14 protein-coding genes are annotated in these 13,474 nt (G+C 75.2%); 6 read left to right on the plus strand and 8 right to left on the minus strand.

What is annotated here, in order from left to right:
* Position 1: 1 nt before the first annotated feature.
* Genes ACIBK9_RS19870 through ACIBK9_RS19880 form a run of 3 tightly spaced genes read right to left on the minus strand, consistent with a single transcriptional unit; the run spans position 2 to position 3,377 of the window.
* On the minus strand, positions 2 to 976 hold the full coding sequence (locus tag ACIBK9_RS19870; protein WP_397159990.1) for a phosphate acyltransferase: 975 nt from the start codon (positions 974 to 976) through the stop codon (positions 2 to 4).
* On the minus strand, positions 973 to 1,872 hold the full coding sequence (locus ACIBK9_RS19875) for a phytoene/squalene synthase family protein (RefSeq protein ID WP_397159992.1): 900 nt from the start codon (positions 1,870 to 1,872) through the stop codon (positions 973 to 975). The genes ACIBK9_RS19870 and ACIBK9_RS19875 overlap by 4 nt, the downstream gene beginning before the upstream one ends.
* Entirely contained in the window at positions 1,869 to 3,377 is a 1,509-nt protein-coding gene (locus ACIBK9_RS19880; protein ID WP_397159994.1) for a phytoene desaturase family protein, read from the minus strand. The genes ACIBK9_RS19875 and ACIBK9_RS19880 overlap by 4 nt, the downstream gene beginning before the upstream one ends.
* A gap of 159 nt (positions 3,378 to 3,536) precedes the next feature.
* Between ACIBK9_RS19880 and ACIBK9_RS19885 the strand changes: the two genes are divergently transcribed.
* The 3 genes from ACIBK9_RS19885 to ACIBK9_RS19895 all read left to right on the plus strand — a co-directional run bounded on the left by ACIBK9_RS19885 (position 3,537) and on the right by ACIBK9_RS19895 (position 6,240).
* Positions 3,537 to 4,484 carry a MerR family transcriptional regulator gene (locus ACIBK9_RS19885; RefSeq protein WP_397159996.1) on the plus strand — a complete coding sequence of 316 codons (948 nt, stop codon included), beginning with the start codon at positions 3,537 to 3,539 and terminating at the stop codon, positions 4,482 to 4,484.
* Positions 4,485 to 4,574: 90 nt separating this feature from the next.
* Positions 4,575 to 5,069: an RNA polymerase sigma factor gene (locus ACIBK9_RS19890; protein WP_397159998.1), complete on the plus strand. Its 495-nt coding sequence runs from the start codon at positions 4,575 to 4,577 to the stop codon at positions 5,067 to 5,069.
* Between the two features lie 46 nt (positions 5,070 to 5,115).
* Positions 5,116 to 6,240, plus strand: coding sequence for an alpha/beta hydrolase family protein (locus ACIBK9_RS19895; protein WP_397160000.1), 1,125 nt, complete (start codon positions 5,116 to 5,118; stop codon positions 6,238 to 6,240).
* A gap of 33 nt (positions 6,241 to 6,273) precedes the next feature.
* Here the strand turns inward: ACIBK9_RS19895 and ACIBK9_RS19900 are convergent, their stop codons facing one another.
* Complete coding sequence (locus ACIBK9_RS19900) at positions 6,274 to 7,893, minus strand: alcohol dehydrogenase catalytic domain-containing protein (protein WP_397160002.1); 1,620 nt, start codon at positions 7,891 to 7,893, stop codon at positions 6,274 to 6,276.
* Between the two features lie 89 nt (positions 7,894 to 7,982).
* On the opposite strand from ACIBK9_RS19900, the gene ACIBK9_RS19905 reads away from it, so the two are divergent.
* Positions 7,983 to 8,975, plus strand: coding sequence for an AraC family transcriptional regulator (locus tag ACIBK9_RS19905; RefSeq protein WP_397160004.1), 993 nt, complete (start codon positions 7,983 to 7,985; stop codon positions 8,973 to 8,975).
* On the opposite strand, the gene ACIBK9_RS19910 is transcribed toward ACIBK9_RS19905, so the two are convergent.
* Positions 8,940 to 9,923: a hypothetical protein gene (locus ACIBK9_RS19910; RefSeq protein WP_397160006.1), complete on the minus strand. Its 984-nt coding sequence runs from the start codon at positions 9,921 to 9,923 to the stop codon at positions 8,940 to 8,942. The genes ACIBK9_RS19905 and ACIBK9_RS19910 overlap by 36 nt on opposite strands.
* A 147-nt stretch (positions 9,924 to 10,070) precedes the next feature.
* Here ACIBK9_RS19910 and ACIBK9_RS19915 point away from each other — a divergent pair, with 147 nt between their 5' ends.
* On the plus strand, positions 10,071 to 10,832 hold the full coding sequence (locus ACIBK9_RS19915) for a hypothetical protein (RefSeq protein WP_397160008.1): 762 nt from the start codon (positions 10,071 to 10,073) through the stop codon (positions 10,830 to 10,832).
* On the opposite strand, the gene ACIBK9_RS19920 is transcribed toward ACIBK9_RS19915, so the two are convergent.
* Together ACIBK9_RS19920 and ACIBK9_RS19925 are read right to left on the minus strand one after the other, a co-directional pair.
* Positions 10,829 to 11,482 carry a hypothetical protein gene (locus ACIBK9_RS19920; protein ID WP_397160010.1) on the minus strand — a complete coding sequence of 218 codons (654 nt, stop codon included), beginning with the start codon at positions 11,480 to 11,482 and terminating at the stop codon, positions 10,829 to 10,831. The genes ACIBK9_RS19915 and ACIBK9_RS19920 overlap by 4 nt on opposite strands.
* A gap of 121 nt (positions 11,483 to 11,603) precedes the next feature.
* Positions 11,604 to 12,206 carry a cadmium resistance transporter gene (locus ACIBK9_RS19925; RefSeq protein WP_397160012.1) on the minus strand — a complete coding sequence of 201 codons (603 nt, stop codon included), beginning with the start codon at positions 12,204 to 12,206 and terminating at the stop codon, positions 11,604 to 11,606.
* Between the two features lie 115 nt (positions 12,207 to 12,321).
* Between ACIBK9_RS19925 and ACIBK9_RS19930 the strand changes: the two genes are divergently transcribed.
* Positions 12,322 to 12,489 carry a hypothetical protein gene (locus tag ACIBK9_RS19930; RefSeq protein ID WP_397160014.1) on the plus strand — a complete coding sequence of 56 codons (168 nt, stop codon included), beginning with the start codon at positions 12,322 to 12,324 and terminating at the stop codon, positions 12,487 to 12,489.
* Here ACIBK9_RS19930 and ACIBK9_RS19935 read toward each other — a convergent pair.
* Entirely contained in the window at positions 12,464 to 13,444 is a 981-nt protein-coding gene (locus ACIBK9_RS19935) for a LysR family transcriptional regulator (RefSeq protein ID WP_397160016.1), read from the minus strand. The genes ACIBK9_RS19930 and ACIBK9_RS19935 overlap by 26 nt on opposite strands.
* Between the last annotated feature and the right edge of the window lie 30 nt (positions 13,445 to 13,474).

Below are 13,474 nucleotides of genomic sequence, written 5' to 3' on the forward strand. Positions count from 1 at the left end.
CTCATCCCGCCGCCGTGACAGCGGTCGCCGCGATCCCGGCCGCCGGGTCCCGCCCCGCCAGCGTGTGGGCCACCACGCAGGCACGGGCGATCGTGGCCGCCCGCGAGGAGCCGTGCGCGACCACGACGGTGCCGCGCAGGCCGAGCAGGACGGCGCCGCCGTGCGTCTGCGGGTCGTAGCGGCGCGCCACCTCGGCGAGCCGGTCGGGTGGAGCGATGCCGGCGTCGGCCACCATGGTCAGCGCCGTGCGCACGCAGCCCTCGACGTTCTTGAGCACGACGTTGCCGGTGAAGCCGTCGGTGACGATCACGTCCACCGTGCCGGCCAGGACGTCGTGCCCCTCGACCGGGCCGTGGAAGCGCACCGGCAGCTCGCCCAGCAGCTCTTCGGCCTGCCGGGCCAGCCGGTTGCCCTTGCCCGGCTCCGCCGCGATCGACAGCAGCCCCACCACCGGGTCGGCCACGCCCAGCACGGCCCGCGCGTACCCGGCGCCGAGCAGCGCGAACTGGGCCAGCATGGCGGGGCTCGGATCGGTGATCGCGCCGGCGTCCACCAGCACGCTCGCGCCGCCCGGCAACGACGGGAGCGCCACGGCCAGCGCGGGCCGCAGCACGCCGGTCGCCCGGCCGATGCCGCGCACCGCGCAGGCGACCACCGCGCCGGTGGACCCGGCCGACACCAGCGCCCCGCACTCGCCCCGTCCGACCAGGTCGCAGCCGATCGCCAGGCTGGAGGCGGCCAGCGCGGTCGCGCCCGCTCCCCGCTCGGTCATGGGCACGGCCTCCTCGGCGTGGGCCACCGCGATCTGGTCCGCGGCGGCGTGCCGCCGCAGCTCCTCGGCCAGCCGCGGCGCCGGGCCGGCCAGGACGACCGGCACGCCGTGCTCCCGGCAGGCCAGCACCGCCCCCGCGACCACCTCGGCGGGCCCGTGGTCGCCGCCCATCGCGTCCAGGACCACGGGGGCCGCGCCGGTCACGGCAGCTCCACGCGGACGCGCCGCTCGGCCCGGCCCGACCCGGCGGAGGCCAGCAGATGCCGGGCGAAGACGGCGGCCTTGCGGCGGCGCGGCACCCGCACCCGCCCGGCCAGGACGTCGAAGCCGCGGCGCTCGATCTCGGCGAGGATGCCGCCGTACAGCTCGAAGGCGGCGCGCACGCACGGCCGCGAGGAGGCGACGAGCAGGCCGATGCCCTCGTCGGCGGCCCGGTAGTGCTCGCGGGCCCGCCCGGCCTCGAAGGCCAGCAGGTCGCGCACCGCCCGCCGGGTCCGCCGCTCGCCCAGCATGCCGGGCACGACGCCGAACTTGTCCAGATCCTCCATCGGCAGGTAGACCCGGCCGCGGGCGAAGTCCTCGGCGACGTCGCGCAGGAAGTTGGTGAGCTGGAAGGCCAGCCCGAGCTGCCTGGCCGGCTCGCGGGCCGCCTCCTCGTGGCCGGGCGCCGGCTCCAGCACCGGCAGCATCATCGTGCCGATCGCGGCGGCCGATCCCGACATGTACCCCAGCAGATCGTCGTAGGTCGCGTACCGCCGCACCGACAGGTCGGCGCGCATCGAGGCGAGGAAGGCGCGGACGTCGCCGTGGTCGATGCCGAAGGAGTGCACGGTGTGCAGGAACGCGGGCAGCATCGGATCGCCGGTCGCCGCCCCGGCCAGCCCGGCCTCGACCTTGGCGGCCAGGTCGTCGAGCGCGCGGGCGCGGTCGCCGGCCATGGTGAAGGAGTCGACGATCTCGTCGGCGTAGCGGGCGAAGCCGTACAGGGCGTGCACGTGCCGGCGTTTCCACTGGGGCAGCAGGCGGGTGGCCAGGTAGTAGGAGCGGCCGTAGCGGGCGTGGAGTTGTCGGCAGCGTTCGTAGCTGGCGGTGAGCGTCAACGGGCCTCCTTCAAGATGCGTTCGGCGGCGAGCCGGCCGGAGATCAGCACCGGAGGGATCCCGACGCCGGGCGCGGTGTACATGCCGGCGAAGTGCAGTCCCGGCACCCGCCGGGCGACGGCCGAGGGCCGCAGCCACGCCGTCTGGGTGAAGCGGTGGTCCAGCGCGAACGGGGTGCCCGCGCTGTGCCCGCGCGCCGCCCAGGCGGGCGGGTCGAGCACCAGCCGGGGCGCGCCGGACAGGTCGCCGTGGCCGAGCGCGGCCAGGCGGCCGAGCAGCCGCGTCTCCAGCTCGGGCCGCAACCGGTCCCAGTCGGCGGTCCGCAGGTTGGGCGCGGGTTCCAGGACGCTGAGCGTGGCCTGTCCGGGCGGCGCGGCCTCGCCGTCCGGCTCGGGATGGGTGATCAGCAGGCTGGGATCGGGTTGCGGCCGGCCGGCCGCCAGCGCCGTGAAGGTCTCCCGCCAGGCCCGTCCGAAATGCAGGGTGTGGTGGGCCTGGCCGTCCAGGGGACGGTCCAGGCCGACGTGCAGCACCAGGCAGGAGGGGGAGTGGTGGGGGCGGCGCAACCGCCAGTCGGCCGCCGCGCCGGGCAGCAGCCGCCGGGCGGCCAGGCGGTCGCAGGCCACGACCACCTGCCGCGCCGCGAGCCGCTCGCCGCCCGCCAGCAGCACCCCGGTGACGCCGTCGGAGTCCGTCTCGACCTTCTCGGCGCGCACGCCGTAGCGGAGGTCGGCGCCCAGCTTCGCCAGCAGGGCCGCCATGGCCGAGGGGATGGCGTGCATGCCGCCGCGCCGCGGGAAGTACACGCCGCCGACGGTGTCCATGTGGGCGATGACGGCGTAGATGCCGAGCGCGCGCTGCGGCGCGAGCCCCACGTACAGGGACTGGAAGGTGTGGGCCTTGATCAGCCGGGGGTCGCGCAGGTGCCGGGCGGCCAGGCGGTCCAGCCGCCGGAAGCCGCCCAGCCGGGCCAGCCGGAGCAGCGCGGCCGGCCGGGCCAGGGCGCGCAGCCGGCTCACGTCCGCGTCGATGAACGCCGGCCACTCCACCCGGAACAGCTCGTCCAGCAGCGCGCGGTAACGCTCGTAGCGCGCCGCCTCGGCGGGCCCGCACACCGTCCGCACCTGCTCGGCCATCGCCTCGCGCTCGGGCAGGACGTCCAGCCGCGACCCGTCGTCGAAGACCATCCGGTACGACGGGTCCAGGCGGCGCAACGGCAACCAGTGCCGCAGCTCCTGCCCGGCCGCGCCGAACACCTCGGCCAGCACGCCCGGCATGGTCAGCACCGAAGGGCCGGTGTCGAAGCGGTACGGCCCGAGGCGGGCGGTGCCGCAGCAGCCGCCGGGCTCGTCGAGCGCCTCCACCACGGTGACCTGACGACCGGCGGCCGCCAGGTGGACGGCCGCGGCCAGCCCGCCCAGCCCGGCCCCGACCACGACCACCGGGCTCATCGGCCGGCCGTCCCACGCCCGTGCCCGGCCTGCGAGGTCACCGTGTCCATGCACGCAGCTCCTTCTGTCGCTATGAACAGAATTCGTGCCAGGAGTGCGCCCGGTTGCACGTCACCGGACAACGGGATCAAGCCGGACGCGCCCAGCCATGCGCCCAAGGACCCCGCAAGCGCGAAAAGATAGTCGGACACGTCGAGCGGCAGCGGGAACACCATGGACGAGGACACACCGGTCAGCCAGGAGGACGCGGGATTCGGCATCGGAGCCGTCTCCCGGCGCCTCGGCATCCCCGCGCCGACGCTGCGCACCTGGAACCTGCGCTACGGCCTGGGCCCCAGCCGCCGCAGCCCCGGGGGCCACCGCCGCTACGGCGCCGCCGACGTGCGGCGGCTGGCCGAGATGAAACGCCTGATCGCCACCGGCCTGGTGCCGGCCGAGGCGGCCAGGCTCGCCCTCGCGCTGCCCGACGCCCCCGCCGCGCCGCCGTCCGGCGCGCGGACGGCGGCCGTCCCCTCCGGCGGCCGGCGGACGCCGCAGCCGCCCGGCGGGCGGCCCGCGCCGCGGCGGGTCGTCGCCGCGCTGGCCCGCGCCGCGGTCATGCTCGACGGCCGCGCCGTCGCCGCCCTGGTCGAGGAGACGCTGGCCGCGCAGGGCGCGGTGTGGACGTGGGAGCACCTCTTCCTGCCCGCGCTCGACGCCGTCTGCCGGGGCCAGGACGCGACCGGGTCCGGCATCGACGCCGAGCACCTGCTGTCCGGCCACCTCCAGGCGGCGCTGCACCGCCTCGCCGGCGACGTGCCGCCGCGGTCGGACCGGCCGGTGCTCCTGGCCTGCGCCGAGGAGGAGCAGCACAGCCTTCCGGTGCACGCCCTGGCCGCCGCGCTCGCCGAACGCGGCGTGCATACCCGCGTGCTCGGCGCCCGCACCCCCTACCCGGCGCTGGCGCACGCGATGCGGCGGCTCGGGCCGGCGGCCGTGTTCGTCTGGTCGCAGCGGGCGGAGACCGGCGACACCGCGCCTCTCGCCGCACTGCCCCAGGTGCGTCCCGCCTGCCGGATCGTCATCGGCGGGCGCGGCTGGCAGGGCCCGGCCCCTGAGGGCGTCGTCCGGGTGTCGACGTTGCCCGACGCCGTCGCATGCGTCATGTCGACCCTGATTTGAGCCGCCCTTTCCCCCGATGAGCTTGTGACCGCCTGCCGCGCCTCGGTATGAATAAGTTTTGAATAGGTTTTTGCGGTGAGGGGCAGGCGCATGGACACCAGTGACGAGGAAGCGCTCGGCGAGTGCTACCGCACGCACGCTCCCTCCGTGCGCTCCTACCTGCGCCGGTTCGTACCCGCCGAGGAGGTGGAGGACCTGTTGCAGGTCGTCTTCGCCGACGTCTGGCGCTCGCGCGGGCGGTACGACCCCGGGCGCAGCCAGGCCGCGTGGGTCTTCGCCATCGCCCACCGCCGCGCCGTCGACCATCTGCGGGTGCGGCGGTTGCTGACCGTCCCGCTGCAGGAGGCCGGGGATCTGCCGGGACGCGCCCGGCCGGCGCCCGACGCCCTCGGCGACCGCGACCAGATCGACCGCGCGCTCGCCGAACTGTCGGACGCCCAGAGGCAGGCCATCGAGCTGGCCTACTTCGCCGACCTGACCCAGCGGGAGATCGCCGAGCACCTGCGGGTGCCCATCGGCACCGTCAAGGCCCGCATCTCGCGCGGGCTGCACCGGCTCTCGGACCTCCTGGAAGGAACGGCCTGAGTCAATGATGTATACGCCGTAAACGCCCATAGTTTACCCTGTATACATGCGAGCACTGAAGAAGAGGCGGCTGTGGATCGCGGGTCTGGCGGTCGTCGTCGTCCTGGCCGGGGCGGCGGGGGCCGGGGCCTGGTTCGGCAGCGAGCAGTCGGTCGGCGTCGTCCGTCACGGCGCGGCCAACACCGAGGTCCTGGCCGTGCGGGGCGACCTGGTGACGCTCACGCGCACGCCGGAGACCGGCAAGCCGGGCACGTACTGGCTGGAGTGGACCGGCTCGTACGCCATGCTCGGCGACGTCGTCCCCGGCGCCGCCGACCGGGTGACGCGCAAGGTGCTGCGCGGCCACGTCCCCTCGGTCGGCACGCCTGGCTGGTTCGGCAACGTGCCGCCCGGCGATCCCGAGGTGGCCTGGGGGATCGGCTACACCGAGATCATGGTGCCCACCGAACTGGGGCCCGCGCCGGCCTGGTACGTGCCGGGCGAGGGCGACACCTGGGTCGTCGCCGTCCACGGCCAGAACGGGCGGCGCAAGGCGGAGCTGAAGGTCCTGCCCGTCGTGCACGGGCTGCGGCTGCCCTTCCTGGACATCAGCTACCGCAACGACCAGGGCGCGCCCGCCTCGCCCGACGGGCTGCTGCACCTGGGCGACTCGGAGTGGCGCGACCTGGAGGCCGCCCTGCGCCACGCGCAGACCATGGGGGCGCGGCGGTTCGTCCTGTACGGCACCTCGATGGGCGGCCAGGTCGTCGGGCAGTTCCTGGACCGGTCGCCGCTGGCGGCCCTGGTCGACCGGGTCGTCATGGACGCCCCCATGATCGACGTCGGCATGACCGCCGAACAGGGCGTCAGGAACCACCACCTGCCCGGCTTCCTGGCCGGGCTGTCGAACCAGGTCGTCCGGTGGCGTACCGGGGTCGATCCGGACCGGCTCAGCCTGATCCGGCATCCGCCGCGGGTCCGGCCGCCGCTGCTGCTGATCCACACCGTGCCCGACGCCGAGCACCCGATCCAGGAGGCGTACGGTCTCGTGGCCGCGGGCGGGCGGCTGGGGTGGGAGATCCGGTTCGAGCCGTTCGAGCGGGGCGAGCACACGGAGGCGTGGAACGTCGACCGCGCCCGTTACGACCGCCTCGTCCGCGACTTCCTCTCCGTGGACCCCTCCCGGACCTGAGCCCCGGACCGGTGACCGGAGGAACGGGCGTGATCAGCCGCCCGTCGTCAGCGTGACCTTGCCGCGGACGAGACCGCGCTCGGCCTCCCGGTGCACGTCGGCCAGCGCCTCCAGCGGGCGGACGGCCGCCTCGACGTCCACCACGCCCGCGTCGATCAGCGCCACGAGCTCGGCGAGCTGCCCCGGGTCGTTGCGGGCCACGAAGTGGACGGCGCGCGGATGCTCGATCGGCCGGGTGATCGAGACGAACTCCGCGGCCAGCTCCGTCACCGAGCCGGGCACGTCGGCCACCAGGTTGATCAGCACGTCGTTGCCGCCCGGCAGGGGGCCGGCGGTGTAGTCCACGACCTCGTCGGCGCCCAGCGCCCGTACGGCGGCGGCGCTGCGCGGCCCGGCGGTGGCCACCACGTACGCGCCCGCGTGCTTGGCCAGTTGCACGGCGAACAGCCCGACGCCGCCGCCCGCGCCGTTGATCAGCACCCGGCTGCCGGGGCCGATGCGGGCGTGCTCGAAGACCGCCTGCCAGGCGGTGAGCCCGGCCACCGGCACGGCCGCCGCGGCCGTCAGCGGGATCCGCCGCGGCGCCCTGGCCAGCACGTCCGCCCTGGCGACCGCGTACTCGGCCGCCGCGCCGTCGATGAGCCCGATCACCCGGTCCCCGGGGACGAGGTCGCCCGCCCCGGTGAGCACGGTGCCCGCGACGTCCCAGCCGAGCGTGTGCGGCAGGGTGCCGCCGAACACCTCCCGCAGCAGGCCCGCGCGCAGCCCCACCTCCGAGGGGTTGAACGACGTGGCGGCCACCTCGATGAGCACCTCGCCGGGGCCGGGCCGCGGCACCGGCGCCTCCTCCACCCTGATCACCGAGGCGTCGCCGTACTCGTGCAGGCGGGCGGCCCGCATGGTGCCGAGGAAGTCCGCGGCGTGCTCGCTCGCCCACGTCCCGAAGTCGCTCGCGGGCACTCCGGCGACCTCCTCCACCGTCCGGGTGCACGGGCCCGGCTCGGTGAGCGCGCGCAGCATGCCGTCCACCGCGGACACCGGCCAGCCCAGGCCGAGCAGCCGCCGCCTGGCCTCCTCGGCAGGCTCCTCCGACCACCGCACCGGCCGGCCGATCGCCTCGCCGACCAGCCGCGCCTGCTCCCGCTGGGTCAGCGGCCGCGGCCCGGTCAGCGTGTACACCGCGCCGTGGTGCCCTCCGCCGAGCAGCGCGCGCACCGCGACGGCCGCGACGTCCCGCTCGTGCACGGGAGAGAAGACCGCCTCGCCGGACGGCTGCCGCACGACGCCCGTCCGGACCTGCCCGGCCCACCGCAGGGCGTTGGCCGCGAACGCGTGCGGACGCAGCACCGTCCACTCCCGGGCGGTCCCGGCGATCAGGCGCTCGATCTCGACCTCGTGCGGACGCGCGGCGGCCGAGGACAGGTAGACCACCCGCCGGGCGCCGATCAGCTCCAGCACTTCGCGGGCCCCCTCCGCCGAGGCGAACGGCCACAGCAGGAACACCGCCTCCACCCCGTCGAGGGCCGCCGCCAGCGCGACCGGGTCGGTCAGCTCCCTCGTCACCGCGCGGACGCCGGCGCCCGCCTCCTTCAACTGCTCCACCAGCGGACGGCCGATCGTGCCGGTCGCCCCGCTGACCAGGACTCTTGTCATGCCGTCAACCCTAGGAGCCAGACGCGAGGCGTCCAATGAGCCTGAGTGCTTGATTCATACGCGATCGTCTTCCGCACTAGACTCCGGCCATGGACGTACTGAGCGACGTGGTCGCCTCCATGCGCATCGGCGTGCCGCGCTCGGCGCGGGTCGAGTGGCCGGCGCCGTGGGGGCAGCGCTTCCCGTCGGCGCCCGGGTCGGCGGGGTTCCAGGTCGTGCTGCGCGGCTCGTGCTGGGCCATCCCGCCGGAGGGCGAGCCGTTCCCGGTCGGCACGGGCGACGTGCTGTTCTTCCCCCACGGCCACGGCTACGGGCTGGCCGACTCGCCCGACCGGCCCCTCCCGGAGCCCGACTGCGACCCCTACGCCCCGGCCGAGCTGTTCGCCTCGGCCTCGTTGGAGGGCGCCGGGCCCGTCACCGTGACGCTCTGCGGCGGCTACCGGCTCGATGCCGGCCGGGCGCATCCGCTGCTCGGCGGGCTGCCCGAGATGATCCACCTGCCCACCGGCCTGGGGCGCAACACCGACCTGCGCGCCGCCGTCGAGCTGCTCGGCAAGGAGATCGACGACCCGCGGCCGGGCGCCGACCTGGTGGTCCCGGCGCTGCTGGACATGCTGCTGCTGTACATCCTGCGGGCCTGGTTCGACGCCTCGGCCGACCACTGCGAGGCGGGCAACTGGGCCGCCGCGCTGGCCGACCCGGCCGTCGGCGCCGCGCTCGACGGCATCCACCGCGATCCCGCCCACCCCTGGACGGTCGAGTCGCTCGGCCGCCGCGCCCGGCTGTCGCGGGCGGCGTTCTCCCGCCGGTTCACCCAGTTCGTCGGCCGGCCGCCGCTGAGCTACCTGACCTGGTGGCGGCTGAGCACGGCCGCGCGCATGCTGCGCGACTCCGACGCCGCGCTGAGCACGGTCGCCGCCGCGGTCGGCTACGGCTCGGAGTTCGCCTTCGCCAACGCCTTCAAACGCCAGTACGGCATGCCCCCCGGCAAGTACCGCCGCGTCGGCTGCCCGCCCTCGGGAGCGGGTGAGCCCGTCCGTGCCGGGTCAGCCGTTGGCCTCCAGCAGGCGGGCGCCGAGTGAGGTCAGGTGGTGGTGGACGGCCTGGCCGTTGCGGCGGGTGGCGATCAGCCCGGCATTGCGCAGCACGGTGATGTGCTCGGAGGCGGTGGAGGCGCTGACCCTGAGCCGCCCGGCCAGTTCGTCCGTACGGCAGCCGTGTCCGCCGACGGCCCGCATCACCCGCGCCCGCGCCCGCCCGACCAGCGCGGCGAGCGTGTCGAAGGCCGGTGACGGCAGCACCTGGCGGCCGCCGTCGGGCATCGGCACCGTGAGCACCGAGCTGCGCCGGTCCCGGGTGGTCGCGATGCCCAGGTAGCGGGGCGAGGCGCCGGAGATCGGATGCAGCAGCAGGCCGCGTCCGCCGAGATCGACCGTGATCGGCGGCCCGCCCGCGACGACCATGCCGCCGCCGTCCCAGGACAGCCGCGGGCTGAGGGTGCTGAGCGCGGAGCCGAGCCCGATCCGCGCCACCGTCTCCTGGTAGGCGGCCAGGCGGGTTTCGAGCCTCCGGCGCATGCCGGGCCATTCCGGGGCGAGGAAACGGTGGAAGAGCACGTACATGCTGTCGGCCAGGGCCCGGCGGAACCGCGCCGGGTCCATGTCGAGGTCGGGCCGTCCCGGCACCCCGCTGAAGCGCCACAGGTCGCCGCCGAACTCGCGCTCCTCGGGTGGGGTGTCCAGGGCGGCGAGCGCGTCGAGCTCGTCGGAGAGCGCGGCGGTCTCGATCGGCGGGGCCACCTCGGAGGTGACCAGCCCCTCATGCAGGGTGACGCGGGAGGCGCCGCGGTTGAGGATGTCGAGCAGCGGCAGCGTCCGGCGCGGCACGGTTCTGGCGATGTCCCGCCAGATCGAGCCCTTCTCGGTCAGGTCGGGATGGTGGACGCTGAAGGCCGCGAAGATCGCGTGGGTCAGGGGCGAGACCACGAACCGGGTGGCCGCGAGGTCGCCCACCTGGAAGTTCAGACGCATGCGCCAATCGTCGCCTGATGATCGATTTCAAGCAATCGTCCGGTTGACGGGGGAGCTCTTCGGTGCCCGGCCGAAGAGATTGTGCGCACCCCGGCGCGCTCCGATCATGGCAGCGAACGGCCCGCGCTCGCCGCTGAGGAGAACGACATGCGAAGACGCCCCCGGACGCCCGGCACGACAGGCCGGCGGGCCCGCCGCGGCCTGTGCGCCGCCGCCGCTGCCCTCCTGGTCGCGGCCACCTCGACGACCCCGGCCCACGCCGCCGACAACGGCTCCCACCACGAGGACTGGGTCTACCGTTCGGACTCCCTGTGCCTCCTGGTCTACGCCGAGATGCTCGACCTCTCCGACAGAAACGCCGGCTCCTACCAGACGTCCGCGGCGAACGTCTACGGGCCGAACGGCGGCATCCCGTGCGGCCGTGGATGGGCCGTGCCCGCCGGCCATCTCGCGATACGTCAGGTCGTGCTCGTCTACGACCTGACCCACCAGGTCTGGGGCGCCTGCCCGGGCCTGGACTCCGGCTTGCACTACACCCCCGACACCACCTCTCACGCCGACTGGTACATGTGGAGCGGCGAGGGGTCCAACCCCGCCCCCTGCGGCACCGCCTGGTACGCGACGCTGGCCTTCGGATACGTCTGGGACGGCGCCTGGAACGGCGGCTCCCTGCCGTCGGGCAACGTGTGGATCACCGCCAGGTACGGCCTCCAGGCGAAGACGCCACCGGCGCAGCCGCCGCGCCCGTCCTGGATCACCGGCACGGGCGCGGTCGACCCGAGCAGGCTCCCGGACCGCCTGCCGCTCATCGGCGCCGACGGCGAACCCCAGCGCACGGGCTCGGGCGACGTCGCCACCGTCGACACCGCCACCTTGTTCGGACCGCCGTCCCAGCCGCCGCCCGGCTAGACCTGCTCCTCCGGGTCGCCGTCCGCCGCCGGGGCCGGGGCGATCTGCAGCGGTGCCGTGGCCCCGCCGGTGAGCTCGCGCCCCTGGTCCAGGACATGGCCGAGCTGTCTGGCCAGGATCGGGACGGTCGCCGGCGGCAGGTACGCGTCCGCGCCGGCGTCGAGCAGCCGCCGGACCGGGCCGTGGTACCGGACCCCGAGCTCCGGGTCCTCGATCTCGGTGACGACCACGCGGGCCTTCGGGAACATCGACCGGAGCCCGGCGATCAGCTGCGGGCTGCCGGCGGGCACCAGGAGCACATCGGCCGTCGCCGGGGCGGCGTGCATGTCGAGCACCACGTAATCGGCCCCGAGCCGGTCGGACAGCGCGACCCGGGCGGCGTTCGACAGCTCCATCGCGGTGGCCACGACCGTCACACTGTCGTGGTCGACCGGCGGCGGATCGCCGGGCTCGTCCGGCGCCCCGCGGCCGACGACGGCGCCCTGGACCACGTCGACGGTGCTGGAGATCGTCGCGATCGACGCGCCGTCCCGCGTGAGGACCAGGCTCTCGCCGGGTTCGAGGGCGTCGACGAGTGCCACGACGTCCTCGGGCAGGCGGGCCACGTCGATCCGCGGCGCCGGACGGGCTGCGCGTCGGCGCGTCACCATGCCCACGCCCCCGAGGCGCCGCCCGAGCGGATCAACATCCGCCACCCCCTTCCGATGCCGTGATCTTGTTGGACGCGCCCGCCCGGCCCTTGGTTCGGGCCGCGCCGAAGTTTCCCCGGATCTAGAGGCCGAAGGCCCCGCCCTCGACGAGGATGAGCAGACCCAGGCCGATCAGGACCACGGGCAGCAGGACGTGCCCCCACCGGCTCAGGGCGCGGGCGACCAGGGGACGGGTGGCGAAGAGCCGTCCGGCCGCGCACCACACGCCGACCAGGACGAGGAACACGGCGACGTACCCGCCGGTGCCGCCCGGTCCGGCGGTGGCGAAGACCGGCACGTACACGCCGATGTTGTCGCCGCCGTTGGCGAAGGTGACCGCGGCGACCTCCAGCGTCCTCGGGCCGCCGGGCGGCTCGCCGTCCGGGGCGCCGTCGTCCCCGTCGCGGCGGCTCCGCCACGCCTGCCAGGCGGCCTTGACGCCCAGCACGAGGGGGAGCAGCCCCAGGTACGGGATCAGCGACCCGGGAAGGAAGGTCGCCCCGAAGCCCGCCGCCACGGCCACCGCCACGAGCGCGAGGAAGCCCAGGTACTGGCCCGCGACGATCCGGACGGCGACGCCCCGCCTGCCCGCGCCCTGGGCGAAGAACAACGCCAGGATCAGGATGTCGTCGATGTTGGTGACGGCGAACAGCCCCGCGGCCTGCCCGACGATGCCCAGATTCACCAGAGGGGATCCTTCTGTCCGGAGATGCCCGGATGACCCTATCGGGGCGCAGGCGGGCCTGAGAGCCGCCGATGCGGCGTCCCACACCGGACGGGTCCGGCCGAGTCCGGCCGAGGTGCTGTCGGACACCGCGCCGGGGCCCGCCGGCGCCCTGACGCTGCCCGGCGGGCCGACCCTCCGGGTGGCACCCATGGTGGGCGGCACGTCCGTCTCGGAGGAGTGGTGCCCCAAGAACACCCTGCTCCAGGACTACTGGGTCACCCAAGGGCCTCAGGAGGGCTGACCGGCGAGGGCGCGGTCAGGCCGTCCCCCCGCCGTGCCCAGGCCGGGGCCCACGTCCCGGCCTGGCGCTCGGCCGCCGTGGCGGCGAGGTGTGCGCGCAGGGTGGCCAGCGCCGGGTGCGGGTTGTCGCGGCGCCACAGGAGGGAGTGCGGGTAGACGGGCGTGGGGCCGGTGACCGGGATGCGGCGCAGCCCGTGACCGGCGGGCCAGACGAGCCGGGTCCGGTCGCCCATGAACGTGGCCAGGGCCGGGGTGTCGGCGATGGTGTCGAGGAGCACGTCGGAGCCGAAATTGGGGCCGGTCGCCTCGATGCTGAGGCCGAACTCGGCGACCAGGTCGTCGTAGAAGGCGGTCCACTCCGTGCCGGGGGCGAGGCCGGGCATCCAGATCCGGTGTCCGGCGAGCTGGTCGAGGGTCACCGAACGGGCGTCGGCCAGCGCGTGGGCGGGGCCGGTGAGGAGCTGGAGGGCCTCGTCGACGACCCAGGCGGACTCGACGTCGTCGGGAAGGGGCCGGCCGGGCATGGCGACGGCGCGGAAGGAGGCGTCGATCGTGCCGGACCGGATGGCGGAGACGGCCGCGTCGATGTCGGACAACATCACCACGTCGAGGTCGATGCCGGGGTAGGCGTGATGGAAGCCGCGCATCAGGCCCGACCCCGCGCCGCGCGAGGCCAGCACGTCGACCCGCAGCGGACGGCTGCCCGCCCGTACGGACGCGACCGCCCGCTCGGCGACCCGCAGCAGCTCGCGGGCGTGGGGCAGGAACGCCTGCCCGTCGATGGTGAGCGTGGTGCCGCGCGGGGTGCGGGTGAACAGCCGCACCCCGAGGTCGCGTTCCAGGGCGGCGATGCGCTTGGAGACGGCCTGCTGGGTGACCGCCAGGTCGGCGGCGGCCTCCTGGAACTGCCCCGCCTCGGCGGCGGCGACGAAGGTCCGGACGATGTCGAGGTCCATGCGCACACCTTACGGACACAACCATCCGTT

The organism is Nonomuraea sp. NPDC050227 (assembly GCF_044459705.1).
Lineage (GTDB): Bacteria > Actinomycetota > Actinomycetes > Streptosporangiales > Streptosporangiaceae > Nonomuraea.

Excerpts from the sequence above, each read along its gene's own strand:
- ACIBK9_RS19885 (WP_397159996.1), top strand. The coding sequence starts at position 3,537 with ATGGACGAGGACACACCGGTCAGCCAGGAGGACGCGGGATTCGGCATC.
- ACIBK9_RS19890 (WP_397159998.1), top strand. The coding sequence starts at position 4,575 with ATGGACACCAGTGACGAGGAAGCGCTCGGCGAGTGCTACCGCACGCAC.
- ACIBK9_RS19895 (WP_397160000.1), top strand. The coding sequence starts at position 5,116 with ATGCGAGCACTGAAGAAGAGGCGGCTGTGGATCGCGGGTCTGGCGGTC.
- ACIBK9_RS19900 (WP_397160002.1), bottom strand. The coding sequence starts at position 7,893 with ATGACAAGAGTCCTGGTCAGCGGGGCGACCGGCACGATCGGCCGTCCG.
- ACIBK9_RS19905 (WP_397160004.1), top strand. The coding sequence starts at position 7,983 with ATGGACGTACTGAGCGACGTGGTCGCCTCCATGCGCATCGGCGTGCCG.
- ACIBK9_RS19910 (WP_397160006.1), bottom strand. The coding sequence starts at position 9,923 with ATGCGTCTGAACTTCCAGGTGGGCGACCTCGCGGCCACCCGGTTCGTG.
- ACIBK9_RS19915 (WP_397160008.1), top strand. The coding sequence starts at position 10,071 with ATGCGAAGACGCCCCCGGACGCCCGGCACGACAGGCCGGCGGGCCCGC.
- ACIBK9_RS19920 (WP_397160010.1), bottom strand. The coding sequence starts at position 11,482 with ATGGTGACGCGCCGACGCGCAGCCCGTCCGGCGCCGCGGATCGACGTG.
- ACIBK9_RS19935 (WP_397160016.1), bottom strand. The coding sequence starts at position 13,444 with ATGGACCTCGACATCGTCCGGACCTTCGTCGCCGCCGCCGAGGCGGGG.